This is a genomic window from Synechococcus sp. PCC 7336 (genome assembly GCF_000332275.1).
In the GTDB taxonomy this organism is placed as follows: domain Bacteria; phylum Cyanobacteriota; class Cyanobacteriia; order Thermostichales; family PCC-7336; genus PCC-7336.
Genome location: NZ_CM001776.1, coordinates 2,950,036 through 2,975,609 on the forward strand (window position 1 = coordinate 2,950,036; position 25,574 = coordinate 2,975,609).

Annotated in this window: 26 protein-coding genes; 9 read left to right on the forward strand and 17 right to left on the reverse strand. The window is 55.7% G+C overall.

Features of this window, described 5'->3' with window-relative positions; genetic code table 11:
• Positions 1–7 precede the first annotated feature (7 nt).
• The 3 genes from SYN7336_RS14205 to SYN7336_RS14215 form a co-directional block, all read right to left on the reverse strand.
• Positions 8–868 (reverse strand): tRNA (5-methylaminomethyl-2-thiouridine)(34)-methyltransferase MnmD, encoded by an 861-nt coding sequence (locus SYN7336_RS14205; protein ID WP_017326617.1) that lies wholly within the window; start codon positions 866–868, stop codon positions 8–10.
• A gap of 3 nt (positions 869–871) precedes the next feature.
• Positions 872–2,323, reverse strand: coding sequence for a D-alanyl-D-alanine carboxypeptidase/D-alanyl-D-alanine-endopeptidase (dacB, locus tag SYN7336_RS14210; protein WP_017326618.1), 1,452 nt, complete (start codon positions 2,321–2,323; stop codon positions 872–874).
• A 70-nt stretch (positions 2,324–2,393) separates the two neighbouring features.
• Positions 2,394–3,398, reverse strand: coding sequence for a Rieske 2Fe-2S domain-containing protein (locus tag SYN7336_RS14215; protein ID WP_227498512.1), 1,005 nt, complete (start codon positions 3,396–3,398; stop codon positions 2,394–2,396).
• A gap of 38 nt (positions 3,399–3,436) precedes the next feature.
• Between SYN7336_RS14215 and SYN7336_RS14220 the strand changes: the two genes are divergently transcribed.
• Positions 3,437–4,222, forward strand: coding sequence for a TetR family transcriptional regulator (locus SYN7336_RS14220; RefSeq protein ID WP_017326620.1), 786 nt, complete (start codon positions 3,437–3,439; stop codon positions 4,220–4,222).
• A 62-nt stretch (positions 4,223–4,284) separates the two neighbouring features.
• Here SYN7336_RS14220 and SYN7336_RS14225 read toward each other — a convergent pair whose 3' ends face one another.
• Genes SYN7336_RS14225 through SYN7336_RS14235 form a run of 3 tightly spaced genes read right to left on the reverse strand, consistent with a single transcriptional unit; the run spans position 4,285 to position 7,639 of the window.
• The gene (locus SYN7336_RS14225) at positions 4,285–5,985 is read right to left on the reverse strand and encodes an ABC transporter permease (RefSeq protein WP_017326621.1); all 1,701 of its coding nucleotides are present in this window, start codon (positions 5,983–5,985) and stop codon (positions 4,285–4,287) included.
• Entirely contained in the window at positions 5,985–6,743 is a 759-nt protein-coding gene (locus SYN7336_RS14230; RefSeq protein ID WP_017326622.1) for a phosphonate ABC transporter ATP-binding protein, read from the reverse strand. The genes SYN7336_RS14225 and SYN7336_RS14230 overlap by 1 nt, the downstream gene beginning before the upstream one ends.
• On the reverse strand, positions 6,740–7,639 hold the full coding sequence (locus SYN7336_RS14235) for a putative selenate ABC transporter substrate-binding protein (protein ID WP_026101008.1): 900 nt from the start codon (positions 7,637–7,639) through the stop codon (positions 6,740–6,742). The genes SYN7336_RS14230 and SYN7336_RS14235 overlap by 4 nt, the downstream gene beginning before the upstream one ends.
• Positions 7,640–7,952: 313 nt before the next feature.
• On the opposite strand from SYN7336_RS14235, the gene SYN7336_RS14245 reads away from it, so the two are divergent.
• On the forward strand, positions 7,953–9,281 hold the full coding sequence (locus SYN7336_RS14245) for an aminopeptidase P N-terminal domain-containing protein (RefSeq protein WP_017326625.1): 1,329 nt from the start codon (positions 7,953–7,955) through the stop codon (positions 9,279–9,281).
• Between the two features lie 184 nt (positions 9,282–9,465).
• A complete protein-coding gene (locus SYN7336_RS14250; RefSeq protein WP_017326626.1) occupies positions 9,466–10,734 on the forward strand; it encodes a CCA tRNA nucleotidyltransferase in 1,269 nt (422 codons plus the stop codon).
• A gap of 379 nt (positions 10,735–11,113) precedes the next feature.
• On the opposite strand, the gene SYN7336_RS14255 is transcribed toward SYN7336_RS14250, so the two are convergent.
• From SYN7336_RS14255 to SYN7336_RS14290, 8 genes are all read right to left on the reverse strand, one after another.
• On the reverse strand, positions 11,114–11,458 hold the full coding sequence (locus SYN7336_RS14255; protein WP_156820158.1) for a hypothetical protein: 345 nt from the start codon (positions 11,456–11,458) through the stop codon (positions 11,114–11,116).
• Complete coding sequence (trmD, locus tag SYN7336_RS14260; RefSeq protein ID WP_017326628.1) at positions 11,403–12,209, reverse strand: tRNA (guanosine(37)-N1)-methyltransferase TrmD; 807 nt, start codon at positions 12,207–12,209, stop codon at positions 11,403–11,405. The genes SYN7336_RS14255 and trmD overlap by 56 nt, the downstream gene beginning before the upstream one ends.
• Before the next feature lie 84 nt (positions 12,210–12,293).
• Entirely contained in the window at positions 12,294–12,731 is a 438-nt protein-coding gene (locus tag SYN7336_RS14265) for a hypothetical protein (protein ID WP_026101009.1), read from the reverse strand.
• 249 nt (positions 12,732–12,980) lie between these two features.
• Positions 12,981–13,205, reverse strand: a complete 225-nt coding sequence (infA, locus tag SYN7336_RS14270; RefSeq protein WP_017326630.1) for a translation initiation factor IF-1 — start codon at positions 13,203–13,205, stop codon at positions 12,981–12,983.
• 85 nt (positions 13,206–13,290) lie between these two features.
• On the reverse strand, positions 13,291–14,046 hold the full coding sequence (gene map / locus SYN7336_RS14275) for a type I methionyl aminopeptidase (RefSeq protein WP_227498513.1): 756 nt from the start codon (positions 14,044–14,046) through the stop codon (positions 13,291–13,293).
• Between the two features lie 301 nt (positions 14,047–14,347).
• Positions 14,348–14,917 (reverse strand): adenylate kinase, encoded by a 570-nt coding sequence (locus tag SYN7336_RS14280; protein WP_017326632.1) that lies wholly within the window; start codon positions 14,915–14,917, stop codon positions 14,348–14,350.
• Positions 14,917–16,218, reverse strand: coding sequence for a preprotein translocase subunit SecY (gene secY / locus SYN7336_RS14285; RefSeq protein ID WP_026101011.1), 1,302 nt, complete (start codon positions 16,216–16,218; stop codon positions 14,917–14,919). Before secY ends, SYN7336_RS14280 begins: the two co-directional genes overlap by 1 nt.
• A 124-nt stretch (positions 16,219–16,342) precedes the next feature.
• On the reverse strand, positions 16,343–17,230 hold the full coding sequence (locus SYN7336_RS14290) for a hypothetical protein (RefSeq protein WP_017326634.1): 888 nt from the start codon (positions 17,228–17,230) through the stop codon (positions 16,343–16,345).
• A gap of 143 nt (positions 17,231–17,373) precedes the next feature.
• Here SYN7336_RS14290 and SYN7336_RS14295 point away from each other — a divergent pair, with 143 nt between their 5' ends.
• Positions 17,374–18,264: a fructosamine kinase family protein gene (locus SYN7336_RS14295; protein ID WP_038027116.1), complete on the forward strand. Its 891-nt coding sequence runs from the start codon at positions 17,374–17,376 to the stop codon at positions 18,262–18,264.
• Positions 18,265–18,320: 56 nt separating this feature from the next.
• Here the strand turns inward: SYN7336_RS14295 and SYN7336_RS14300 are convergent, their stop codons facing one another.
• Together SYN7336_RS14300 and SYN7336_RS28970 are read right to left on the reverse strand one after the other, a co-directional pair.
• Positions 18,321–18,923: a Uma2 family endonuclease gene (locus SYN7336_RS14300; protein ID WP_017326636.1), complete on the reverse strand. Its 603-nt coding sequence runs from the start codon at positions 18,921–18,923 to the stop codon at positions 18,321–18,323.
• Between the two features lie 24 nt (positions 18,924–18,947).
• Positions 18,948–19,136 (reverse strand): hypothetical protein, encoded by a 189-nt coding sequence (locus SYN7336_RS28970; protein WP_071590786.1) that lies wholly within the window; start codon positions 19,134–19,136, stop codon positions 18,948–18,950.
• 16 nt (positions 19,137–19,152) lie between these two features.
• On the opposite strand from SYN7336_RS28970, the gene SYN7336_RS14305 reads away from it, so the two are divergent.
• Positions 19,153–19,446: a sulfotransferase gene (locus SYN7336_RS14305; RefSeq protein WP_202951107.1), complete on the forward strand. Its 294-nt coding sequence runs from the start codon at positions 19,153–19,155 to the stop codon at positions 19,444–19,446.
• Here SYN7336_RS14305 and SYN7336_RS14310 read toward each other — a convergent pair.
• A complete protein-coding gene (locus SYN7336_RS14310; RefSeq protein ID WP_202951108.1) occupies positions 19,406–20,266 on the reverse strand; it encodes a pentapeptide repeat-containing protein in 861 nt (286 codons plus the stop codon). The two genes, SYN7336_RS14305 and SYN7336_RS14310, sit on opposite strands and share 41 nt — an antisense overlap.
• Positions 20,267–20,382: 116 nt before the next feature.
• Here SYN7336_RS14310 and SYN7336_RS14315 point away from each other — a divergent pair, with 116 nt between their 5' ends.
• The 4 genes from SYN7336_RS14315 (at position 20,383) to SYN7336_RS14330 (ending at position 25,560) form a co-directional block, all read left to right on the forward strand.
• Positions 20,383–22,200 (forward strand): SulP family inorganic anion transporter, encoded by a 1,818-nt coding sequence (locus SYN7336_RS14315; RefSeq protein ID WP_017326639.1) that lies wholly within the window; start codon positions 20,383–20,385, stop codon positions 22,198–22,200.
• A gap of 87 nt (positions 22,201–22,287) precedes the next feature.
• Positions 22,288–23,355 carry a glycosyltransferase family 4 protein gene (locus tag SYN7336_RS14320; RefSeq protein WP_227498514.1) on the forward strand — a complete coding sequence of 356 codons (1,068 nt, stop codon included), beginning with the start codon at positions 22,288–22,290 and terminating at the stop codon, positions 23,353–23,355.
• 179 nt (positions 23,356–23,534) lie between these two features.
• Positions 23,535–23,687: a hypothetical protein gene (locus SYN7336_RS30930; protein ID WP_017326641.1), complete on the forward strand. Its 153-nt coding sequence runs from the start codon at positions 23,535–23,537 to the stop codon at positions 23,685–23,687.
• A gap of 184 nt (positions 23,688–23,871) precedes the next feature.
• Entirely contained in the window at positions 23,872–25,560 is a 1,689-nt protein-coding gene (locus SYN7336_RS14330) for a tetratricopeptide repeat protein (protein WP_017326642.1), read from the forward strand.
• The last annotated feature ends 14 nt before the right edge of the window (positions 25,561–25,574 follow it).

Consider the following 25,574-nt stretch of genomic DNA (forward strand, 5'->3'; position numbering starts at 1 on the left):
AACACCCCTATCGAGCACTCCAGCGCTTTTTCCAACGGGACGTAGATTCGAGTTGGCAGATTTGCTGTTCCTGCTGGCGAGCCTTGAGGATATCTGCTGCCGTTGCCCTCAGAGTCGGATCGCGGTAAGGGACAGCGGCCCGAGTTTGCAAGTGTTCCAATTCCGCCTGCGAGAGGGAAGGCAGATCCCCGTTGGAGAATGAAGCGACGGTCCCGGGCCAGCGACGACCGAACGGGGGGGTGGAACCAATGTAGAGGTTAGCGGCTTGCATAGCACTGCGGACAGCGGCGGCGCAGGAATAGGTGGCGAGACGACCGGTGGGGTTGAGGCATTGGGCGACAAGGGCGAGAAATTCTACGGTCCACAGTTGGGGGCAGGCAGCAGGGGAAAAGGGATCGAAAAAGATGGCATCGATCGCCCCAACCGGTATCTCGGTAATGGTTTGGCGGGCATCGCCCCAATAGAATCGGACAGAAAGGCGATCGCCTTTCACTGTTCCGACTTCCAATCCAGCCTGCCAAAGGGAGGCAAATTCCCAATCGGACCACAATCCCAACTGCAGGGCTTGGCGAGAGACTTCAGGCGATCGCTCTAAGGCATACAAGACCACTCGACAAGTGGGATTCACCTGCCAAATCCGCTCCAAAGCCACCCCCGAGTTGTAGCCGAGGCCGAAACAGACATCCAGGATGCGAAGCTCTGCCCGCTGTGGGGCTAAATCCAACACTTTGCAGGGCAATAGGAATTTTTCGATCGCCTCTGCCCGCGCGCCGCTGCGATTGTGGAAGGCTTGATCGAACTCTTCAGAATAGAAGGTGATGGAGCCATCGCCCGTAGTCACCAGTTCGAAGGGGCAATTGGAGTTCATGTCTCAATAGGTTTGCCAAACGCGATCGAGCACGTCACTGATAAAGTCATCCGCTTGGGCGATGGTGCCGTCATAGTGATTGACCAAAATACTGAAGGCCAGTTGGCGATCGCTCTTGCAGCGAATCGTCCCCGACAGTGTCCGCACCCCCTCGATAAAGCCCGACTTGCCTCGGGCTGCCCCTGCCGGTCGTCCGGGACCGTGACTGGGGTTGAGGGTGTTGCGATATTGGGGCCACCAGGATTGCAGACTGTCGCTGCGAATCAGGGCAGTGAGAGCTTCGGCGGTGACGAGATTGCGACGGGAGAGACCGCTGCCATCTTCAATCCGCAGCCCTCGGTCGGGCACGCCCAGTGACTTGGCCCAATCAGTTTCGAGCTGAGTGGCCTGCCGCCAAGATGTCACTGCTGCGGTCCCTGCTTTCTGTTGGGCGGCAAGAGCCAATAGGCCGTCGGCATAGAGGTTAAAACTCGTGCCATTGATGTGGCGGACGATGTCGAGCAGGGGAGGAGAAGCTTGCTGCCAGAGGATCTCGCCTGTGGGGGAAGCCTGCGATCGCCGTTCGATTCCCCCTACTGAAATGCCAGCGGCTTGCAACCGCGTCCGCAGCAGTCTGAGAAAGGCATCTGCCGGATCGGGCATGGCCCCGTAAATAAAAAATGAGTTGCCCGCCGGTACTGTACCTCGCAACCAGCGATCGTGACTTTCGGGTACGCCAAAGATATAGCCGTTATCCCCCGAACCGGCGGGACCGGTTCGCATATCGTTGTGAAACTCCAGCCAGTCGAGCTGGGGCTCGATCGAGGCGATCGCCGCCGGTCCGCCAACCACACCGGGACGAAAGGTGAGTTTGTAGAGATTGTCGTGCAGATTGAGGGCGCTAATGGGGGCCCCAAAGTAGTTGCCAAAGTCGTCGTAGGTCCAGGACCAGGGAATCGGTTCGATGTCGAGGGCGCTAGTATCGCCTACCAGGGTTGAAATCTCCCGAATTCCGGCAGCTCGGATGGCAGTCGCAATCCCATCCAGGATTTGAGCCGTCGTGGGATTACCCGGAATCTGGGGACTGCCGAGGGTGGGATCGCCGCTACCCACCAACACCACCGACTCGGCAACTCCTTCTCGGACTGGATGGGGCAGCACCACTTGAGTGGTCCAACGTTGGGAAAGGGGAAATTGACTGAAGGCAAAACTGGTGGCAAACAGCTTCAGGGTGCTGGCTGGCACCATACTGTTATCGCCCCCCGAGCTGGCGACCAATTCTCCCGTTTGTAAATCTCGCAACGCAAACGTATAGGTGGCAGGAGCGAGGGGCGATCGCTGGGCCAGTTGCTCGAATTGAGCCACCATCTCCACTCGATCTCCTGCAATCTGTCGAGCATCCACCGCGTTCCATCTGAGGAGCAGAACGCAGGTTACTGCCAAGCAAGCTGCCAAAAGTGCGATCGCGCGTTTCATCGATTTGAGTAGAAGTAGAAAATCAAATTTTGTACGAGTATTGACGCCATTTCTCAGGCATTCATTGCTCTTATAGCGATAGATTGGGCTCAACGATGCTTGGCCAATTCTTAAAATTTCGACTTACCCAGTCCATTCCTACCTCGTTATTGAGCTTAATCTTCTTGGGACAATCTGCGTAAAGTCGCGTCAATATATCAATATCCTGTGCAACGACCGTTTTGCCTAGATTCAGAAATGTCTTTTTCATAAGCCTAAAGATTACGCTCTTGGACTTTGCGAATAGCAGGATATATGTACGAGTGCGATCGTCTGCTTCGGGAACAAAAAAATGACATTGAGCCATGGTAGCAATCGGACTTTCTGCATGCAAAATCACTAATGAGGGGAAGTGATTCTCCAGATGAGCTTCTATCACTTTTGGCAGCGCTAAGACGGCTGGGTTACGAATAACTTCACTCAAGGTTGGAGAAGCGGTTGGAGTCTTGAACAATGCCTCAGAATAATGTCCTCGATCGGTAAATTTCTCGAACTGAACCTCCTCGATGCGAAACAGGTCTCGATGTGTTCCATTTTGGTGATTATAATCATGGTTGTTTAGGAGCATCGACAGCAGCGAGGTGGCAACGCTTGTATTTGCGGTTGCCCCCACAAATTCGTAATTTGCAGTTATTTTATCCATAATATCGGGAATTTCTATTTGCGGTTCATGCTCTCCATAAGACCAAATAAAGTCGTCTTGAATGATTAGGTTGAGCGGCTCTAATAGAGGTTTTGTCCGCTTTCCGCTGCCTGGCAAGACGGTACACCCTTCCGTGTCAAATTCTAGTGCATGGAAAGGACAAACAACCTTGCTCGAACCATCTTCTTGTGCTTCACACCAACCCGCAGATAGCATTGCGCCCATGTGAGAACAAACATTGGGCAGCGCTTGGACATTGTTGTTGCGGTCTTTCCACAGGACATAGTCTTTGCCATAGAGCGCAACTTTCACAGGCTTATTGGTGGGCAGCATTGACTTGTGCGCCAATAACCACGGCGCTCCTGGAAGCATCGATCGCATTATATCCTCCATAGAATATAGAATTATGAAAAATCCGTCGTGTCTTAAATATGACAGAAAAGTCACATTTGTCAAGTGGTCCGCTGAGTCTCCGTCGTCAACCTAAACAGCAGCGTGGTAAGGAGCGAGTTGAAAAAATTCTGGCTGCTGCTGCCGCCGTATTTGATGAAGTGGGCTACGAAGCCGCGACGACCCACCTCATTGCGGCCAAAGCTAGGACTGCCGTCGGGTCTCTGTATCAGTTTTTTCCCGACAAAGCAGCCATTTTTAAGGCGATGGAGCTACGTCATACAGAGCGGGTGAAGGAATTTTGGCAGGCGATAGATATTGAAAACATTGTTCAGTTACCGCTCCGCTCAATGATGCATACCCTGATAGCAGCAGCGGCTGAACTCTTTCAAGATCCTGTGTCGCGAGTGATATTTGTACAGTTTTATCGAGCCCGCATGATTTTTCAATCGATTGATGACAGTATGACTCAGGAATCCATCAGCTTTCTAGCGCATATTCTAGGGCAGCGAAACCCTGTGCTACCTAGGGAGCAGTGTCTTTTGCTAGCAGAGGTATGTGTCCACAGTAGTAATGCCGTAATGCTGGCAGCTCTGCACAGTGATACACAGGAACATCGTCAACGGCTAATTCAGCAGAGCGAAGATTTACTGGTGGCTTATTTAGAGCCCTATATGAAAAGCGATCGGCTCAGCAGTGTAATGAATGTAATGATTTGCCCCCACTGCCAATCTAGTGAGGTGACGAAGAATGGTCATCGCCGAGGCAAACAATGTTACCTCTGTAAGAGTTGCAGGAAGCAGTTTGTGAAAAATCCTATTCAATAGCTATATGAATGTAATGGTTATGCTACTGTCGCCTAACTCTCTGCTGGAAGCGAGAGAGAGATCTACTGCATCACTTTGCGCATACGATCGCTTGCAGCATCCGCGATCGCCGTCAGCACCACCAAACACAACAACGACGCCATCACCCCTCGATAGTCGAAACTACTCAATTGCTCCATCAACAACCGACCCAACCCCCCTGCCCCCACCAAACCCACAATGACCGTCTCCCGCACGCAGACTTCCCAGCGATAGAGAACATAAGCCACAAATCGAGTCAGGCTTGCCGGAATGACGCCGTAAGCAAACACCAGCAGAGCAGGAGCCCCCTGCGCCTTGAGGGCCAAAAGAGGGCGGCGATCGAGATTTTCAATGGCCTCCGCCATCAGCCGTCCCAAAATCCCTAAGTTGTGAATGCCCAGCGCGATCGCCCCCGGCAGCACCCCCGGAAAGAACACAAATAGACAGACCAAGGCCCAAATTGGCGCGGGGATAGCTCGGAAAATTAGCAGCAATCCCCTCGACAGCAGTAACCCCACCCAAGCCACCGCACCACTGCGGCGATCGCCGCCAGTGGGATCGAGCAATCCTCCCGGCAGGAAAAAATTGTGGGCGGCAGGAAACGCCAGCAACATAGCTCCCAAACCCGCGACGGCGATCGCCAACACCGACATTGCTGCTGTTTGCAGAGACAGGTGCAACAGGTTAGCAAGATCCGCACCGTTGAGATGGAGGGGAAACGACTGACGACCGATATCCCCCAAAAGCTCGTAGGTGCGTGCCGATCGAAGTTTAGAGAGATCGGGATGGAGGTACCAAAAGCACAGGGGAATTAACGTTGCGGCGATCGCCCCCATGCCGGCCAGCCAATACCGCTCTCCGCCGGAACTGCGACGATAAGCTCCCCGACCGAGCTTGCGAGCGTTGAGATCTAGCCGATTGGGGGCCCCCAGTTTTTGGCGCAGCAGAGCGCTGGCGAAATCGACCGTGCCGTTCAGAACGATCGAGGCGTAGAACAAAGTCCACAGTTGTTCGTAGCGCAACGATTGCAGGCTGAGCAGGATTTGGTAGCCGAGACCGCCAGCCCCAATAATGCCCAAGACCGCCGCAGAGCGCAGGGCACACTCAAACCGGTAGAAGGAATAGGACAGTAAATTCAAAAAGGCTTGGGGCAACAAACCGTAGAGAATGGCGATCGCGGCAGGACTGCCACTGTCTAGCAAGGCGTTGAGGGCGTGGGGGGGCGTGTCGTCGAGGATGTCAGCAAAAACTTTGGCGGTGATAGCCCCGAAGGGGATGGCAAGGGCGAGGATGGCACTGAGGGAGTCCAAGCCAAAAATGCTGACGAATAACAAGCCCCAAATGGCTTCGTGGATCGCCCTCGGACCGGCGAGGAGAGCGCGGGCGATCGCCCGAGGCAAAACCGTTTTTCCCCGACGCTGGGGAGCACTGACAGCAGACCACCATACCCGAGACGCCAGCAATCCGCCGATCGCTCCCAATATCACGCTCAAAGCCGAGCCGCAGACAGCATAGGCCAGCGTGACCGCACTCTCGTGCATGGCGAGACGCACGAAGTCGAGGCTCAGATCGGGGCGCAGGCTAGCACTGACGAATCGCCAAAGTAGCGGCAAGCCACCGACATTCACCGCATCCTGTCCGAATCCCCCCGCGTAAGCCAGCGCGAAGGCGATCGCCCCCATACAAGCTATCCCCCACAACAGGCGACCGCTGTCCGACCGTTTGACCCAGCTAAGCTGCATTACCCCCCCTCAAGCCGATAGAGATCCTGCAGCATTTGGGAGCTGACTTCGGCAGCAAGGCAATCGAAGGCAATGCGGCCCCGACGCAACCCGACAATGCGATCGCAATGGCTGCGGGCAAATTCCACCGCATGCAAGCTCGTCACTAATGTGATACCCGACTCGACACACAACTGCCGCAGCAAATCCACGATCTCGCGGCTGCGTTCGGGATCGAGGCTGGCAATGGGTTCGTCCGCCAAAATCAGCTTGGGTTGTTGCACCAGCACGCGAGCGAGGGCCAGCCGCTGCTGCTGTCCCCCCGACAGGCGATCGGTCCGTTCGTAAAGCTTCTCAGAAATACCCACCCGTTCTAATGCCAGCTTCGCGGTCTCCACCTCTTGCGGCCAGATCAACGACCAGAGGGATTTCCACCCCGGCCAACGTCCCAAATGACCGGCATTGACGTTATGGATCGCCCGCAGGTTGCCCACCAAATGAAACTGCTGGTAGACCGTCCCGATCGAGCGCTGCACCTGTCGCAATTGTTGCGGTCCCAGTTGCGCCAGATCTCGCCCCAAGACCGTCACTGTTCCAGTGGTGGGAAACACCGTTCCGTTCAACAGTCCCAACAGTGTGCTCTTGCCCGCGCCACTGGGACCAATCAAGGCCACCCGCTCCCCTGCCGCAATGCGCAAAGAGACCCCCGTCAATGCTTCTACGTTGCCAAACCGCTGGTTGACGTTCTGCAACTGGCAAATGGGAGGTCCGTCACTCACTGAATCTTGCCAATTTGGCGTCCCACTGCTTCGATTTGAGCGTAATTGGATTCGTGGGTGGGAATGAACCGCCCAGCCCCAAACAAGTCGAGAATCTCTCGCTGTTCGGGTACCTCTGGATCGAGTTGCAAGAGTGCCTCTCGGACGCGATCGCTAAACCCTTCTCCATAGCGATCCTCCACCTCGGGGCGAATTACCCAGTGATAGTCGAAATAGGCGGGAGAGCGCCATACCTCCCGCACGCGATCGCGGTCCACCTCCCCCGCCTCCAGCCGACTGCGCCACACCTGCTCGTTCACTGCCCCCGCCTCGTAAGTTCCCGCTTCCACCAACTGAATCGTGGCATCGTGAGATCCCGAAAAGCCCACTTCGCCGCGAAACTCGTTTAGCTCGACGCCAGCCTGCTGCAAAAAAAACTGCGGCATCAATCGTCCCGAAGTGGACGACTCGCTCCCAAACGTAAAGCGGCTGTCCTCAAACACCGTCAAACCGGCCAAGCTATCGAAAGGCTCAATACCGCTATCGACATTGGCAATAAAGACACTGTGAAACTGTTCGTCAATATCCCGTTGGGCGATCGCCTCGGCCCCCGGCACCTGCAAGCGGGCCTGTACGCCCGTCAAACCGCCAAACCAGACCATATCCAAATCGCCGACGCGAAAGGCGGTCACAGCCGCCGTATAATCCGTCACGGGTCGATAGTCTACTGGCACCCCCAGCTCTGCTTCCAAATAGTCAGACAGCAACCCATAGCGACGCTGCAGTTTCTCGGGATCGCGATCGGGAATTGCTCCCGTTACAAATGGTTCCACCTCAGTTGTAGAGGTAGAAGAAGGAGCACAGGCTGCTAAAGGCAGCACGATTAGGAGTAAAACAGTCCAAACGGGTGACTTCATGGGAGGGGCTAGAATCTTGTCTGCAGGGATGAGTTGTCTGTTGGAGAGCGAGGGAGCTCTGCCTGCAAGGAAACTGAGGCCCTCGGCAGGTGCAGAACTCGGCTATTCATTATAGGCAATTCGATTTCGGAGATCGCGACCCCAATTCGCAAGCCAATTTATCTCGACCTCCATCAATGTCCTGCCGAAGGGGCGATTGTTCTTCTGAGTCCCCGAATCTTCCACCGCCCTGGCTAAGATAGAGATCCCGACGCGGTTTGATAGCGCGATCGGACATAATGGTGAGAGTTTGCCGACCCCCCCTATTGCCTGAATGACCATTACCTCCAAAACCTTTCAACAGCGCCGCCAGCAATTGAGTCAAAAGCTAGGACAGGGTACTGCGATCGTGCGTAGTGCTCAGATGGCGGTGATGCACAACGATGTCGAGTACCCATTTCGGCAAGATAGCGATTTTTATTATCTCACCGGCTTTAACGAACCGGAAGCAGTGGCGGTGTTGGCTCCCCATCACCCCGAACATCAGTTTGTGTTATTCGTTCAGCCCAAAGAGCGCGAAAAAGAGATTTGGACGGGCTACCGCACGGGGATGGAAGGGGCAAAAGAACGCTATGGTGCGGATGAGGCATTTCCGATCGCCGAACTGGCAGAGAAGCTGCCGGAATACATCAAGGATGCCGATTGCATTTACTATCGTCCCGGTTCTGACGAGTCCTTTAACCACAGAATCTATCGCTTCTGGCAAGCGCAGTTGCGACAATATCCCCGTCGCGGTCGCGGCCCCACGATGCTGGCAGATCTCTCCTCCATCCTGCACTCGCTGCGCTGCGTCAAAACTCCAGCGGAACTACAACTGATGCGGGAGGCGGCTCGGATTGCGACCGAAGCTCACAATTTGGCGCGGGAAGCGGCTCAATCGGGCAAATACGAATATGAAATCGAAGCCCTGATTCACAACCACTTCCGCCAAAACGGGGCGATCGGACCAGCCTATCCCTCGATCGTGGCCTCGGGCGCGAACGCCTGCATCCTGCACTACATTGACAACTCCCGCCAGATGCAAGCTGGCGATCTGCTGCTGATCGATGCAGGCTGTTGCTACGACTACTACAACAGCGACATCACCCGCACGTTTCCCATTAATGGCAAGTTTTCTCCCGCCCAAAAGACGATTTACGAGTTGGTGCTGGCGGCACAGGAAGCGGCGATCGCCGAAGTGAAACCGGGCAACACCTACAACCAACCCCACGACACCGCCGTTCGCACGATTACTGAGGGGTTGGTCGATCTGGGGCTGCTGGTGCCCGAAGCGGACGAAGATATTGACCAGTTAATTGAAGAGGAAAAATACAAAGCCTTTTACATGCACCGTACCGGCCATTGGCTGGGCATCGACGTTCACGATGTGGGCATCTATAAGGTAGGCGAGGAAGATTGGCAAACTTTCCAGCCAGGAATGGTGCTGACGGTGGAGCCGGGGATTTATATCTCTCCCGATCGCGAGGTGGAAGCGTTGGCCCATGTGGGAGATGAATGGCGCGGTATTGGGGTTCGCATTGAAGATGATGTTTTGGTAACTGAGTCTGGCTGCGAAGTGCTGAGTGCGGCTACCCCCAAAGCGGTTGACGATTTGGAATCGTGAGGCAGCTTCCTGGGAGTTCAGGTCGATCGGCAGCCACCAAAGATCGAAGGGGACCGAGGGCAGAGCTCCTGCCAATAGAGCGATCGGACTGAGCCCAATCCGGCGATCGCTGAAATTTGAGAGCTATCCGTTACAGTTTTAGGGTCTGGCCTGCCGTTGCTACTGGCCGGAGGAGCACAATTGAGTGTCTGTTTCATCGCTATCCATTGCACTGCCATTTCCACTCCAGTTACTGCCCGAGCCCGCTTATTTAGTGGGGGGGGCAGTGCGCGATTGGTTGTTGGGGCGAATGCTGGGGCCGGTGCGGGATGTCGATCTGGTGTTGGAGCGAGGGGCTGTGGAATGTGCATCCGATCTGGCTCGCCACCTCGACGGCGGCTTTGTGGTCCTAGATGCCAAGCGACACATTGCTCGGATTGTGTTGGACGATGCCACGATTGACATTGCTCAACAGGCTGGACCGACTGTCGAGGTCGATCTGCAGCGACGAGATTTCACTTGCAATGCAGTGGCTTACGAGCTGCATAGCGATCGCTGGATCGATCCGCTCGATGGCCGTCGCGACATTCGCGATCGCTGTCTGAGGGTGGTGCATCCCGAGAATTTGACTGCCGATCCGCTCAGACTGTTGCGCGGCTATCGTCAGGCTGCCCAATTGGGGTTTATGCTGGCGAACTCTACTCGCAAAGCCGCGATCGAGCGCCGTCACTTGCTCGCCAAGATGGCTGCGGAACGGGTGAGGGCAGAGCTAGGGTACATGCTCGAACTGGGGCCAACCGGAATCGAGTGGTTGCAAGCGGCTTGGCAAGACGGGCTGTTGCAAGATTGGTTGCCCGAGCTACAGCCTTCCTCTTTTGCAATGGCTGGGAACGCGGTCCTGGCTAGCGCTTGGCTGTGCGAGCACCATCCCGCCAACTACGCCAGCTTGAACCGTCCCCTATGCGATCGCCGCACCGGTCTAGCCACCGTTCTATTTGCCGTTTTGCTGCTGCACGTCCCCTCCGACTCACTGGATGGGGTGCTGCGCCGTCTCAAGTACAGCCGCATCGAACAGCAGTGGGCGCACAAAATTTCACTGCACGTTCCCCAACTGTTGCAGTTGCTCCGAGCGGAGCCCAGCCGCGTCCAGCTCTATCAGTTTTACGAGGCTGTGGCCGATTGCTTTCCTGCTGTTGCTCTAGCAACACTGGCGGCGGGGGGCGATCGCGATCGCCTGCGGCCTATCATTCTGCGGTACGAAGATCCTGCCGATTCACTGGCCCACCAGCAGCTGTTGGTGGGCGGTCGCGAGCTTATCCGAGACCTCAATCTCAAATCTGGTCCGCTTGTAGGTCGGCTGTTGGAGGCGATCGAGTTGGCTCAGGCTGCAGGGGCGATCGCGACAGCAGAGGAGGCGATCGCTTTTGCCCGCGATTGGCTCGATGGCGATCGGGGGGGCTCGGATAGTCGATAACGTGAATGCCACTGCCTCTGTTCCGTGGCAGCAACTGGGAGATTCTGAAAAAGGAGCGAAGTTGTGAATGAGGCGGTTTGAGGCTGTTGCGCCCCTCTCCCAAGTTTACGGCTGACGCCACGCTTCGCGAGGGGAGAGGGGTCGGGGGTGAGGGCAATGCAGAGCTATCGAACTCAGGTTTTCCAGGGTTTTTCAGCGCTGCTTCGGCATCTCTCGAATATCTTCCAGGTCTTCAAGATGCTTCAAGACCGCTTCAGAGATGATGCCGTCTTCCTTCTGTCCTGTTTCTCGGGCATAGAACGGAGACTTTGGATTTTCTCGGGGAGTTTTAGATTATGAATCATGTTCCTACTTTCTGAAACGACAAACGCCAGTCGAGTTAGGGAACCAGAGAATCTTCGGCCGTCTCTTCAATCACTTCAACAGAGGTTTCTGTCTCCTCCACAAAAATATCTGGCCCAAACCGACGCTCCCGAGACTGCCGAAACCGAGTCACTTCGCGATCGAGCGAGCTATCCCTCGCCCCCTGAGCCTCTTCAGGAGCATTGAGGCGGCGAGACAATTCAATCAAGCTATTGATATTAACCCCCGTATCGGGGTCAAACGGACTGGGGGTCTCTTCCTCAAACACATTGTTGATATTCTCTTGGGCAACTACAAGAGCGGGACTAGCGATCGCCACCAATACGGTGACGGGCCACATCCACATCAGACGACTGAACATCTCCACTCTCCTGCAGCGCTTGTCGGGGTAACGTTTGTAGATATTGTAAATATTTTCGCTCTTCTTCTAGTAATGTAACGCTTTCTAGCAGATCGGGACGGCGCTGCCAGGTTCGCAGCAACTGCTGCTGCCGACGCCAGCGAGCGATCGCGCCGTGATTGCCCGATCGCAACAGGGGGGGCACCTCCCAGCCGCGAAACTCCACCGGTCGGGTGTACTGCGGGTAGTCTAACAACCCCCGCTCGAAACTTTCGGATTTGAGCGAATCCGCTTTGCCCACTGTTCCCGGCAATAGCCGCACGATCCCGTTGACCAAAGCCAGTGCAGGAATTTCTCCGCAGGTGAGGACAAAATCCCCCAGTGAGACCTCGCGGCTGGCCAAATGTTGCCGCACTCGCTCGTCCACCCCCTCGTAGTGGCCGCACAGCAACACCACCTGCTCTAACCGAGCAAATTCCTGCAGTAGCGGTTGACGCAGCGGTTCCCCCTGAGGAGTCAGGAGAATGACCTCGCGCGGAGGTAGATGGGGCAGCGATTCTACCGCTGCAAACAGGGGTTCCGGTTTGAGCAACATGCCGACACCACCGCCATAACACTCGTCATCGACGCGGCGGTGTTTGTCAGTGGCAAACTCTCGCGGATTGATGCAGTTAACGGTGGCAATGCCAGCGGCGATCGCCTTTCCCAACAAACTGGCCTGCAATGGCGAGGTGAAAAAGTCGGGAAATAGAGTAACGATGTCGATACGCACGAAAGGCTGGCCTAAACATTGAGTCTAACTGTAAAAATTGAGTCTAACTGTTGTAAAAATTGAGTCTAACTGTAAACATTGAGTCTAACTGTCGGTGTCGGTCTGGGAGTCAGCCTTGCGCAACCGTTCGAGCTCCTCCCGCAGACTGTGAATTTGTTGGGTGAGCTCCCGAATTTCCTCCGCACTGTTGGAACCATTGTCAGAGGGCTTTGCATCGTTTGGGGTGAATTCGAGGGGTTCGACGCGGGCGGGCGAAGGGCCGCTCGGGCTACTGGGGCCGCTCGGGCTGTTAGGGCTGAGGATAGAATCGACATAGCGGCGAGCTTCCATTTCGGTTTGTTGCCCTTTTTCCGCCAACTCGTCAGCCAGGTCGGTCAAGTCTTCCGTCAGTTTCTTCAGATTGGCATCCCGCTTTTCGGGGTCTTGTAAGATTTCCACTAAGCTTGCTGCCGTACCAAACGCAATCCGTCGAGCTCGGTTCATCAGCTCGATGAAATCCCTAGGCGGTTGCACGTCACTCACAGTTCAGCCTCCACATCACCTTTTCATCTTAGCGGTCCCCTTCTCAATTGAGAGGTGGCTCTCCAGGGAGAATCGCTGTCTTTCTATTCCCCACTGATGGGAGCGATCGCGCCAAAGCTCGGTCACCGGTTTGTGCCGAGCCTAAAGTTACGACGTTCAATTTCATTGGGATCGATCTCCCCTGCCTGCTAACGTTAGCAATGCCTGTTAGCTGAGGGCATAAGGGGGGCAATCTACCTGCTGGGTCAACTACTTCTTGCGCAGGCGATAGGTAATGCGTCCCTTCGTCAAGTCATAGGGAGTTAACTCTACCTTGACGCGATCGCCCGGTAGGATTTTGATGTAGTTTCTGCGAATCTTGCCAGAAATATGGGCTAGGACATTTACATTGTTATCTAAATCTACCCGAAACATGGCATTGGGTAGAGATTCTGTCACCACCCCTTCCATTTCAATCACATCTTGCTTGCCCAAACTAAACCTCCTTGCGGTTAGCAATGTATCGTCTCTAAAAAATTGAGATTCCTCCTTCCAGCCTAACCCGAGCTGATGCAATCCCTCACGGCAGCCCCGCCCGATCGGTTAGAATTTCACACCCATCCGCCGTGACTAATACCGTATGTTCGAACTGTGCCGACAGAGCGCCGTCAGTGGTAACCACCGTCCAGCGATCGCCTAAAACGCGGGTTTCGTGACTGCCCGCATTGGCGATCGGCTCGATCGCCAGTGCCATCCCTGCCTGCAAAACTGGATTGGGTAACTGGCTCGTGCGAAAGTTGGGCACCTGTGGCGGTTCGTGCAAGCTGCGCCCGATACCGTGCCCCACATAACCCCGCACCACTGAATATCCTTGGGTCTCAATGCAATCTTGAATTTGACCCGAAATGGCTTGCAGATAGGCTCCCGCTCGCACTACCGACAGCCCCGCCGCTAGCGCTTGCTCTGCTACCCGCATCACGTCCCGCGCCTGCTGCGACAAAGGCTCTATCCCAATCGTGAGGCAGGAATCTCCATACCAGCCCTGCACGATCGCGCCAAAATCCACCTTAACCAAATCGCCCCCCCGAATCACCCGCCTCGGGCTAGGAATACCGTGAACGACCTCGTGGTTGATGCAGGTGCAGGTACTGGCGGGAAAACCGCGATAGCCCTTAAACGCTGGTCTGGCCCCCAACTCGTACACCCGCCGTTCGGCATAGGCATCGATGTCTGCCGTCGTCCATCCGGGCTGAAGCTTGGTTTCTAGTTCGGCCAGAATCGTTGCCACAACGTGGCCGGCGCAACGCATAGAGGCTAGGTCTCGAGGCGATGGCACAATCAAGCCCTCTGCATGGCCCTCACCCCCGGCCCCTCTCCCAAGTTTGGGAGAGGGGAGAAACAGCCGAAAATCCTTACGGGGCCTTGTTCCCCTGCCCCCAAAGTTGGGGGTAGGGGTTAGGGGAAGGGGGCCACAGACATCTAGACAAATGGCCAATGTTTCGGAATATGAATTTCGCCAGCAGCATCAAAATTGGGGGTAGGGGTTAGGGGAAGGGGGCCGCAGACATCTATAACGAATGATAAATGTTGCCAAATATGAATTTCGTCAGCAGCATCCGTCACAAGGGGCTCTGCCCTCAGCTCACCGGCTGCTCGAACTGTAGCAGCTCTTTGAGGGCTGCAGAGACGACTTCTGGCGGGCGATTGCCGTTGACCGCCTGCAGGCTGCCTTTGCGATCGTAAAACTCGATCAGAGGAGCCGTTTTGTCGCGATAGACCTTCAGTCGCTCGCGAATGACCTCTTCCTTGTCATCGTCGCGGCCGCGCGCCAACATGCGCTGGACAATTTCCTCATCCGGCGCATCCAAACAAATGACGCAGTCATACGAAATGTTCAGCTTGGCGAGCAGGGCATCGAGAGCCTCCGCTTGAGGAATTGTGCGGGGAAAGCCATCTAAAATCCAACCATCGCTAGCAGCTTCGGACTGCAGCCGCTCCTCAATCAATCCAATTACGACTGAGTCGGGCACTAGATTGCCACTCTCCATATAGTGTTTGGCCTCCAGCCCCAGCGGCGTCTCGTCCCGCACGGCAGCTCGTAAAATATCGCCAGTCGAAATTTTAGGAATACCGAACGCAGCTTGGAGCAACTCTCCCTGGGTGCCTTTCCCCGAACCGGGGGGACCAACTAAAATCACACGGACCATTATTGCTTCACCATCCCTTCATAGCGTTGAGAAATCACATAAGTTTGAATCTGCTTGGAGGTGTCAATTGCTACACCCACCAAGATCAGCAAAGAGGTTGCCCCCAACCCTTGGAAGGTGGTGACCCCCGTCGCTCGCTCCACAATGGTGGGAATAATCGCCACAGCCCCCAAGAAAATTGCCCCCAAAAAGGTCAAGCGATTGAGCACCCCTTCAATATATTCGGAGGTGGCTCGACCGGGACGAATGCCGGGAATACTAGAACCCATTTTTTTGAGGTTTTGAGCCAAATCCACCGGGTTGATAATCAGTGATGCATAAAAGAAACTGAAAAACAGAATCATAACTAGATATAAGGCGATATAAGCCCAAGTACCGGGGGCTAAGAAGCCAGAGATTCTCTGGATGGTGAGGTTCGAGCTGAAGTTTGCGAGCGAGGCGGGCAATATCAAGACGGCAGAGGCAAAGATGATGGGCATGACGCCCCCCTGGTTGAGACGCAGGGGCAGGTAGTTTTTCTGTTCTCGATAGAGGCGGCGGCCTACCTGACGCTTGGCCGAAACAATCGGAATGCGTCGCGTTCCTTCTTGCACGTACACAATACAGACAATCATGGCGATCAACACTGCTGCTAGAGCAATAATTCCGCCAATGCTGCCGCGATCGGCTCTAGCCAGATCGATAGTATCGGCCAAAGCGCTCGGCAGTGTGGCCACAATGTTGACGAAAATCAGCAGGGACGCCCCGTTGCCAATGCCGCGTTCGGTAATCAGCTCGCTGGCCCACATCACAAACATCGAGCCTGCCGTGAGGGCTAAGGTCGTCTCGAAGGTGAAGGAGAGTTGCGAAGTGCCGGGTTGGGCAAATTCAAACACCCAAACTGAAATGCCCACCCCCTGAATAATCGCCCACATCAAGGTGAGGTAGCGGGTGTATTGAGAAATCTGGCGGCGACCGGCTTCCCCTTCGTTCTTTTGCAAGTTTTCTAAGGTGGGCACTGCCGATGTCAGCAACTGAATGATGATAGAGGCGTTAATGAAGGGCAGAATACCCAACATAAACACCCCTAAAGCGGAGATGCCGCCCCCAGTGAAGATATTGACAAAGCCCAAGAAATCATTGGATGCCAACTGTTCGGCAAACGCGGCCCGGTCAATGCCTGGAATGGGGATATAAATCCCCAAACGCACCAGGAGCAAAATTCCTAATGTGAGAAATACCCGTCCGCGCAACCCAGCTTCTTTCGCCATCTGGCCGAAGGTCTCCTGGGCGGTGGGAGTGGCTCCCCGATTGACAACCATACAGACTTCTCCTTGCCTGTCGAGCTTGGCCGTGCCAGCTAACAGCAATGTTAAACTTCAGAATCTTCTAAAGTTTAACCCTCTGCCTACCGTTCGAGGAAATTCGCCGAGATTGGGCGGACAACTAGGTGCGATTGGCCGTGACGGGGACTGGATATGCGTCGTGGAGATAGGTTGGAGGCGTCGTTTCTGCCGAGCGCTCCCTGCCCTGTGGGAGCGATCGCTGCTGTTGAGGGGGGATGGCTTCGGTCAAGCGGTATTTCTTCAGCCCTAAGGATTGCTCCAATTGTGCGATCGCGCCGTATAAATAAGACACATCGGCAGCCATCGAGTGCTCGACAACCCCTTGACGCAAGCAACAAATCTCACTGCGCAAGCGAGCGATCGCCTCCAGTTGCAGCGTTGCCAATCGCTTCTCGTTCACCCTTTCCTCCAAAGCAGCCAAGCGTTCTCTCACCCGAGTGATGGAGGTTGCCAGCCTGTCTTCTAATTGGGCGATCTGCTGTTCGAGGCGATCGGTCCTTTGGGCAATGTCGGCAGAGCCAGACGGGGAAACATTCTCGGCCGAGAGCCGCACGACTGTTTGAGAGACTTGGGTCAGTTTTGCGTGTAATTTCGCAATTGACTCCGTGTTGTAACCAATAGCTTTTGGCAGTTGTTTTTGCAAGTTTGCGATCGCAGCTTGCAGCGTTGCCAGACGGGTCTCCAAGACCGTACCTTGGCTGTTTTCCGCAGTTGGCTTCCCTGCAGGTGGATTTCCTAAGACTCTATGGGCGACTTCTGCCGGTTTTGCAAGGACTTGCCTCCCCTTGGGCTGGGGGGATGGTCGTGCGCTCGTTGCCAACTGAACCGACCCCCTGTGGATGGCTTGGGTTAGGGTTTGAACGAGCTGATAATCTTCTGGCTCCAACTGACTTCGAGACAGCAGGTTAGCGATCTCGCGCTGCTGCTGCACCGATAAAAATTTGGTATCGAGCACCTCTGGGACGATGCGATCGATGGGATAAGACATCAGCAGGTGAAGGGATACTGTGCTTAGTTATCCCAAAACGGACAGTAATATTACGTAAGGGCAGAACTCCGTAAGATATCAACGCGATCGCCGATCCAGTCAAGAACCAACGATAATTCAAAGCACGAGCTGTGGGAGATGCGATGGATTCTGGGACTTGGGCCGAGATTACCCGCCATATCGGTAGGGCGTTGGGGCAGCCGTTTGCCATCGATCGCCAGCGATCGCTTGGCGGCGGTGCTGCCAATACCTCCCATCGAATTGAAGGCCAAAACCGCGCTTTCTTCGTTAAATTGGGCTCGCTGGCAGAATCCGACCGGTTTGCCACCGAAGCTTTGGCGCTGCGGGAACTCCATCGTACCCATACTCTGAAAGTGCCCGAAGCCATCTGTTGGGGCACGAGCGATCGCGTCTCTTATCTGGTGATGGACTTTCTGGAACTGGGAGGTGCTCCTGCCGGCGGTCCGCAATTGTTGGGGGAGCAACTGGCTGCCATGCACCGCCATACAAGCGATCGGTTTGGCTGGGAATTGAACAATACGATTGGGGCGTCTCCCCAACAAAATAGCTGGTCGGATGACTGGGTCAGCTTTTTTCGGGACCAACGGCTCGGCTTTCAACTGCGCTTAGCCCGTCGCAACGGCTATCGCGGTGCTTGGCTGGAGGAGGCCGAACGGTTAGGCGATCGCCTCTCCGCTTTTTTCCGCGATTATCAACCGGAGCCGTCCGTGCTGCATGGCGATTTGTGGTCGGGCAATTACGGCTACGATCGCGACGGCAATCCCACCATCTTCGATCCGGCTTTGTATTATGGCGATCGCGAAGCCGATTTAGCCATGACCGAGTTGTTTGGCGGCTTTCCCGCGCAGTTCTATCGCAGCTACAACGATGCCTATCCCCTCGACGCTGGCTACGCGCAGCGTAAAGTGCTCTACAACCTCTATCACCTACTCAATCACCTCAATATTTTTGGCTCGGGGTATATGGGTCAGGTGCAGCGATCGGTGAGCCAGTGTTTGGGATTTTTGAGCTAGGGGGCTGGAATGAGGGTAGTGGGTGGAGGCGATCGGGCGATCGCCAGCTTCCCCGTTTATGATTGTGTTTGTAGTGCAGCCCGAAAGGTTTTGACGGCTTGGATTTGACTGGGCAGGTTGGTACATCGAGCCAATAAGTCAAAATCTAGGTCGGGGAGAAATTGGCTGTTGCGGGCGGCGGAGTAGGCACCGTCTGCAGTCAGTTGGTAGAGGCTGAATTGACTGTTTTGCCAAAACCATACTTCCGGGACTGCAAGGCCCGCATAGACAGAAAGTTTGTCGATACCACCACTGGTGAGTACCACTTCTACAGCGATGTCCGGGATGTGGGTAAATTCTCCCAAGCTATAGCATTCGTCGGGTTCTAGTCCTCTTGCCTTTGCCTCGCTGCGAAAGGTGGCGGAGCCGCAGGCGGTGAGTTCGATGGCGTTTTCCAGGGCGTAGAGTTCGACTAGGCGGGCGATCGTCTTTTTGGCAAGCTCGTGTTCTGGCGATGGCATAAAGATTTCGAGTGCCCCTTCCAGATAAGCGATCCGCAATGCGGGGATGTTATTGAGGGTGGCTCGCAGCGTTTCGTATTGCTCCCAGGTCACTCCATTTAGCGTGAGTCGCTGGTCTTTGCGGTCGGGCGATCGGTGTAGTAGGGCTGGCGCATTCATCAGCGTGGTCGAATTGTCGTGGCTCTATCCTAAACGGTTATCCCCTCCATTTTTGAGGGTTGAGGTCGTACTCATGCTCAGCGATCGAAGACTGCCTGCCGGATCGAACGTGAGCAATCGACTCACTTCATCACTTTGAAATCCCAGTGCCATGGGGTATTTCACCTGCGGTAAGACCTGAACGTCGTACAACTTAGTGGAATTGGAGGACACCCCCAGCGCCATCCGCTTGCTCGAAAAAAAAACTCCCAAAAACTCGCTGCGTATCCCCTTTCTGCAGAAAATCTTTCCCCAGGCTCGGTTTGTGTTTCTGCACCGCCGCCCCGAAGCCAATATCAGCAGCATCGTGACTGCATGGCGATCGGGCCGATTCGTCACCTATCGCAATCTGCCCCACTGGCAGGGACTGCCGTGGTCGCTGGTGCTCCCGCCCAACTGGCCGCAACTGAACGGGGCTTCACTCGCCGAGATCGCTGCCTTCTTCAGTCGGGCTGTCCGGGGGGCAATTGAGCAACTGGTTTAGAGCGAGATACTTCTTGCAGATCGGTACCGCGTACAATCGCATCCGTCAGATCGGCACCATTCAAATTCGCTCCCCACAGTTCCACAGACAGAAGTGTGGCCCCCCGCAAATTGGCATTGCTGAGATTGGCACTACACAAATTCGCCCCGCTCAAATCGGCGCGCTGTAAATTCGCTCCGCTCAAATCGGCTCCGCTGAGATTGGCTCCAACCAAGTCTGCCTCGGCCAGCTGGGCCAAGAGCAGATCGGCTTCGCTGAAATCTGCTTCGCTCAGAACCGCTCGACTAAAGTTCGTATCGAACAAGCACCCCTGACTGAAATTGGCTCGAATCGCATAGGTCCGAGCCAATTGTGCGCCGCTGAGATTTGCACCATATAAATTGGCCTCACTCAAATCGGTGTCGCACAGATCGGCTTGTTGCAGATCGGCTCGCTGGAAATTAGCTCCTAGCAAGTTGGCTCCGCACAGGTTCGCTTCAAACAATAGAGACCCGCTCAAGTTGCCTTCGCGCAAGACGGCTCCCCTAAAAATGGTTTGGCTTAAATTGCACCGCCTCAGTTGCGCCCCCCGCAGATCGGCTCCTTTTAAATTGGCTTCGCGCATGTCCGAGCCACTCAGAACCGCCCCCCGCAGGTTGTGTCCTTTGAGATTGACCCCCTTGAGGTCGATCGTGGCAAAGTCGCGCTCGGCAGTGGCGTAAAGCCTGACCAGCACTGCTGCACTCATGGCAACCTTAGGGGTGGTACTGCGAACTCGTCTGGCCGTCGAACTGCGTTTGCCAAATGGAATTGCGGATGAAACAGCGCTAGGTGCTGACATTTAGGGGCCCTCGCCACACTTAACTCCATATATGCAAAATTTTGAGGAAAAGTCTGCAGCCAAGCACTATATGTTGAATAACTTAGATCGTTGAATAACGTCAGATCCTGAATTCTGTGGCGATCGCGACGGGGTTGGAGTCACTCGGTACCTTTAGAGTAGGGGTGCTCCAGCCCAGCCGTTCAATCGAGGTTACCTCGTTTGCAGTGGAAAAGTCTGCTCCCATCAAACGCGATCGCCCCCGCTTCGGCTGGCATCGACTCCTGAGCTATCAGTCCGCCTGGCTGCGGGGGGATATTCTGGCCGGGTTGACGGTGGCGGCCTATGCGATTCCCCAATGCATGGCCTATGGCGAGTTAGCCGGAATGCCTCCTGTGGCAGGACTGTGGGCAATTTTGCCCGCGATGGTAATTTATGCTCTGTTGGGCTCTTCGCCGCAATTGTCGGTGGGGCCGGAATCGACTACTGCGGTGATGGCAGCAGCGGCGATCGCCCCTTTGGCAGACCCGTCGGGCAGCAATTACAGCTCGTTAGCCGCAGTGCTGGCCGTAATGGTGGGTCTGATTTGCTGCGGGGGGTATGTGGCTCGGTTGGGGTTTCTGGCCAATTTGCTTTCCCAGCCCATTCTGATTGGCTATATGGCTGGCGTCGCGCTGATTATGATGGCGGGCCAACTCGGCAAAATTAGCGGTATGGCGATCGCCAGCCAGACGGTGCCGAGCCAAGTGTGGGAATTTGTGCGTCATCTCCAGAACATTCACTGGCCCACCCTCCTGTTGGCTAGTTTTGTGCTCGGATTTTTGCTGGCGGTTCAGCAACGCTTTCCCAAAGCCCCCAGTGCCCTATTGGCTGTGTTGCTGGCGACGGCTGCGGTGGCGGCCTTCGGGCTCGATCGTCAGGGCATTGCCATTGTGGGTACCATCCCGGCAGGTTTGCCCCAATTGGCCCTCCCCAGTTTGGGCCGACAGGAGCTCGGCCCGTTGCTGGTAGCGGCGCTCGGTATTGCGATCGTGGGCTATTCCGATAACGTTCTGACTGCCCGTGCCTTTGCGGCTCGCAACCATTACAAAATTGATGCCAATCAAGAGTTATTGGCCTTGGGGGCCGCCAATCTCGGGACTGGATTTCTACAGGGGTTTCCCATTAGCAGCAGTGGCAGCCGCACCGCCCTCGGAGATGCCACTGGCAGTCAGTCCCAGCTATTTTCATTATTTGCGTTAGTCGTCATTCTTGCGGTGCTACTGTTCTTGCGGCCAGTGCTGGCTCTGTTTCCCACCGCAGCGTTAGGCGCGATCGTCATCTTTGCCGCGTTGCAGCTCATTGATATTCCAGAATTTGGGCGGCTGTGGCAGTTTCGCAAAACTGAATTCGCCCTCGCGATCGCGACCGCCATTGGCGTACTGGTCACCGATATTTCGATCGGGGTGGCAGTGGCGGTGGCGCTGTCCGCAATTGATTTACTGGCACGGGTGGCTCGCCCTTACGATGCCGTGTTGGGCAGCGTGCCGGGATTGGAGGGACTGCACGATGTTAAAGATTGGCAAGGAGCGATCGCCCTCCCCGGCCTGATAATTTACCGCTACGATGCGCCCCTCTGTTTTGCCAATGCTGAGAATTTCAAACAGCGGGCGCTGGATGCCATTGAGGCACAGGAGCTGAAGGGGGAGACTGTCGAGTGGTTTGTGTTGAATGCAGAGGCGATCGCCGAAGTGGATATCACCGCTCTAGACATGCTGAGTGCCTTCCACGAGGAACTGCAGTCCCGTCATATCCGCTTTGGCATGGCTCGGGTCAAGCAAGACCTGTACGGGCAACTGCAGCGATCGGGGTTGCTCGATCGCATTGGCAAGGACTCTATCTTCGCCACATTACCAACCGCTGTCCGGGCGTTTCAAGGCCGCGAGATTGCCGCTACAGAAAGCGAGGGGGATTGAGGTTGTAAATACAGCAGACAATAGAAGCAAGTCTTTTGCTCCACAAAGAACCCGGTCTCCATTTACATTCACATGCGCTATCTTTTCGTGTCCACGCCGGTTGGTCCACTAGGCTCCGGGATCGGGGGAGGTGTCGAACTCAACATTCTCAACCTGGCGCGGGCGCTGCTGCGCCATGGCGATCGCGTCCATATCCTCGCCCCTGCAAACTCCCAAATCGAAGGCATCCCCCACACCACCGTTCCGGGTCAGCCCCCCACGTTTGCCCAAGCCCGAGGGCGCAACACCCCAGTTGAACTGCCATTGCCCTCCACCCTCGCCAATCTGTGGGAGCTGGCTCGCCGCATGGCCCCCGACTTCGATGCGATCGTGAACTGGGCCTACGACTGGCTGCCCTTCTACCTCACCCCCTGGTTCGATCGCCCTATCGCCCACATCGTCAGCATGGGCTCCCTCAATGACGGTCTCGATGCTGCCATCACAAGCGTGCGTCAAACCTTCCCCAACACCGTTGCCGTCCATTCCCGGGCCCAAGCAGCCACCTTCCCCGACCTTGCCGACGCACCATTCCGCATTTTGCCTTGCGGCATCGACTTGTCAAACTACCAGTTTATCTCGCACCCCACGGCGCAACTGTGCTGGGTCGGCCGGATTGCCCCCGAAAAAGGCTTGGAGGATTGTGCCGCTCTGTCGCAGAAGCTGGGGCTGCCGGTGGCAGTGTTGGGCCGCATGCAAGATCCCGACTATTGGCAGCGGATTGTGGAGACTTATCCGGGGGCGCAGTTAGACTATCGCGGCTTTTTAGCCACCGAGCAGATGCAGGCGGAAGTGGGGCGAGCGCGAGCCCTCGTCGCCACGCCGAAATGGACGGAGGCATTTGGCATGGTGGTGGTGGAGGCGATGGCTTGCGGGGTTCCGGCGATCGTTTACGACCGGGGCGGTCCGGCTGAAATTGTGGCGTCGGGGGAGACTGGCTGGGTGGTGCAGCCCGATCGCATTGATGCTTTGGCGGCGGCTGTAGGCCAGCTCGATCGCATCGATCGGCGGGCCTGTCGAGCGCGGGTGGAACAGCATTATTCTCTAGCAGCAATGCAGCGTCAATTCTCCCAATGGATGCGCGAAATTGCAGCCCCCAGCCCGATAGCTGAGCAGTAATTTTTGACGTTCCTGCCGACAGGAGCGCCACTTACTGTCTGTTGAAAATTTACCGCCTCCTTAAGGATTCCTTAATGCTTTCATGGCGATTCCCTGACATATATTGGGTAAAATGGTAGCAACTGCTACAGAAAGCTGCCGGGGTATTCCACACCCCACCATTGTTAGAGGTTGATGTTATGAGTCATGCAACTGCCATTGATATGGCGATACGGGATTTTCAATCCGATAGTCTGAAGGAGCTGAGCGATCGCCAGAAGAAGCGCAACCGTCGCAATCGCACGATCGATCTGCTGTACCAACGGGTGCGGGTCGAGCACGAGCGCAATTAGTAACATCCCTGCAATGGGCCCCGTCTATTCTGAGTGCCGCCATTGGATCTGCTATCCGGTGGTGGCTTGCATTTGCCAGCAATAAGCGCGACTATTTCAATACACTCGAACCCACTCAGTGAATCGCATCGATCGAGCTGGAGTGGGTTTGTGATTGCGGTCCGCCAAAGCGTCGGGGCGAGTTGTGCCAAAGTTCAGCACGATTGCGAGAGGGGTAGCAGGCTGGTTGGGGGCGATCGCCATTGGGCTCGCAGCTCCGTCGGCGATCGCGCAAGAGGAGAGCGGCGGGCTCTCCGAACTCACCGACTTTACCTATTGGGTCAACCTCTGCCAATTGCAGTTTGAGGCCCGAGATTACGCTAATGCCAAAGCCTCTTGCGAACAGGCGATCGTGTTGTTGCAGGAGACTGCAAACCGAAGAACGGGGCCAGATCCCGTCGCGAGCGCCAGCCTGTGGGCCAAGCATGCCAGCATTTTGCTCGCCCTCAAATCCTATCCCGAGGCTGTAGCCTCCACTCAGCAGGTGTTTGCCTTCGAGCCCCAACATTCAGAAGCTTTAGCCTATCAATGCGAAGCCTATGCAGCCCTGGATGCCACCGAAGCAGCCCTGGATGCCTGCAATTTAGCTCTAGATGTCGATCGCAATTGGGGAACGGTGGCTCCGGTTCGGGTCTGGTACCGTCGCGGCGAAATTCTCAGTCAGTTGGGGCAAAACGAGTTGGCCTTAGCCACCTACGATCGCGCCTTGGGCTTGGAGCCCAACGCCGCCCAAATTCTGCTCAGTCGCTGTACATCCCTGGTGATTTTAGGGGAATCCGAGGCGGCAATCGTCACCTGTGCCAGTGCCCTCAACGGTAACGATCGCTTGGGGGCGATCGAGCCGGCAGATGCTTATTTCCAACTGGGATTAGCCCGAGCCAACTTGGGGCACAACATTGAAGCGATCGCCGCCTTTGAAAAAGTCTTCGAGCTCCAACCGGATAACGGCAAGGCCCGCCAGCAACAGGGGATGGCGCTTCAGCAGTTGAACCGCAACCGCGAAGCCCTAGTGGCGTACCAACAGGCCGCCACGCTGTTGCCAAAATCGTCGTTGGTACAACTGCAAATTTGTACAGTCTTCAATCAACTGGGGGAGTACGAAATGGCTTTGGCTGCCTGTCAGCAATCGCTGCAGGGGGATGGCGATTGGGGCGGGGCGGGGTTGGTGGCGGTGTGGAATCAACAGACTAGGGCGTTGGTGGGGCAAGGGAAGTTTGATGAGGCGTTGGGAGCCAACGAGCGGGCTAGGGGGCTGACCCCCAATCATCCAGCGGTATGGAGCAATCAGGCGGCCATCTTGTGGCGACTGAACCGGCATGAAGAGGCGATCGCTGCCGCCAACACTGCGATTGGACTCGATGACAGCTACATTCCCGCCTGGTTCAATCGCGGCGTCATTTTGCAATCTCAGGGCAACTACGCTGAGGCACTGGCCACTTACAACCAAGCCAACGGACGCGCTCCCGACAATGCAGAAGTTTTGGCCAACCGCAGCGCCTCCCTCTGGCATCTCAACAACTTTCAAGGAGCGCTCGATTCAGCCAAGCAGGCGATCGCCCTGGACCCGTCTTCTAGCCTAGCCTGGTACAACCAAGCGCTAGCTTACCTAGGTCTGGCAGACTATGCCTCTGCTCGCCTTGCCTTCGAACAGGTGCTGGCCCTCAACCCCAATCACCCCGATGCTCTAGCGGGGTATGGAATAGTGTTGGCTCGGCTAGGGCAAACAGAGGCGGCGATCGTTAATTTGGAACGGGCACTGCAACTAGACCCAGAGCAGGCGATCGCTCAAACCACCTTGGCCCGTTTGGCAACGGCAGACACAGAAACACAATAGGGAGTGGCTATTCA

Bases quoted from the DNA above. Each gene is read 5' to 3' on its own strand.
- SYN7336_RS14225 (WP_017326621.1), bottom strand. From the start codon at position 5,985: ATGCAGCTTAGCTGGGTCAAACGGTCGGACAGCGGTCGCCTGTTGTGG.
- SYN7336_RS14220 (WP_017326620.1), top strand. From the start codon at position 3,437: ATGACAGAAAAGTCACATTTGTCAAGTGGTCCGCTGAGTCTCCGTCGT.
- SYN7336_RS14295 (WP_038027116.1), top strand. From the start codon at position 17,374: ATGGATTCTGGGACTTGGGCCGAGATTACCCGCCATATCGGTAGGGCG.
- SYN7336_RS14235 (WP_026101008.1), bottom strand. From the start codon at position 7,639: ATGAAGTCACCCGTTTGGACTGTTTTACTCCTAATCGTGCTGCCTTTA.
- SYN7336_RS14300 (WP_017326636.1), bottom strand. From the start codon at position 18,923: ATGAATGCGCCAGCCCTACTACACCGATCGCCCGACCGCAAAGACCAG.
- SYN7336_RS30930 (WP_017326641.1), top strand. From the start codon at position 23,535: ATGAGTCATGCAACTGCCATTGATATGGCGATACGGGATTTTCAATCC.
- SYN7336_RS14310 (WP_202951108.1), bottom strand. From the start codon at position 20,266: ATGTCAGCACCTAGCGCTGTTTCATCCGCAATTCCATTTGGCAAACGC.
- SYN7336_RS14255 (WP_156820158.1), bottom strand. From the start codon at position 11,458: ATGTTCAGTCGTCTGATGTGGATGTGGCCCGTCACCGTATTGGTGGCG.
- secY (WP_026101011.1), bottom strand. From the start codon at position 16,218: ATGGTTGTCAATCGGGGAGCCACTCCCACCGCCCAGGAGACCTTCGGC.
- SYN7336_RS14290 (WP_017326634.1), bottom strand. From the start codon at position 17,230: ATGTCTTATCCCATCGATCGCATCGTCCCAGAGGTGCTCGATACCAAA.
- dacB (WP_017326618.1), bottom strand. From the start codon at position 2,323: ATGAAACGCGCGATCGCACTTTTGGCAGCTTGCTTGGCAGTAACCTGC.
- SYN7336_RS14280 (WP_017326632.1), bottom strand. From the start codon at position 14,917: ATGGTCCGTGTGATTTTAGTTGGTCCCCCCGGTTCGGGGAAAGGCACC.
- SYN7336_RS14245 (WP_017326625.1), top strand. From the start codon at position 7,953: ATGACCATTACCTCCAAAACCTTTCAACAGCGCCGCCAGCAATTGAGT.
- SYN7336_RS14205 (WP_017326617.1), bottom strand. From the start codon at position 868: ATGAACTCCAATTGCCCCTTCGAACTGGTGACTACGGGCGATGGCTCC.
- SYN7336_RS14215 (WP_227498512.1), bottom strand. From the start codon at position 3,398: ATGGAGGATATAATGCGATCGATGCTTCCAGGAGCGCCGTGGTTATTG.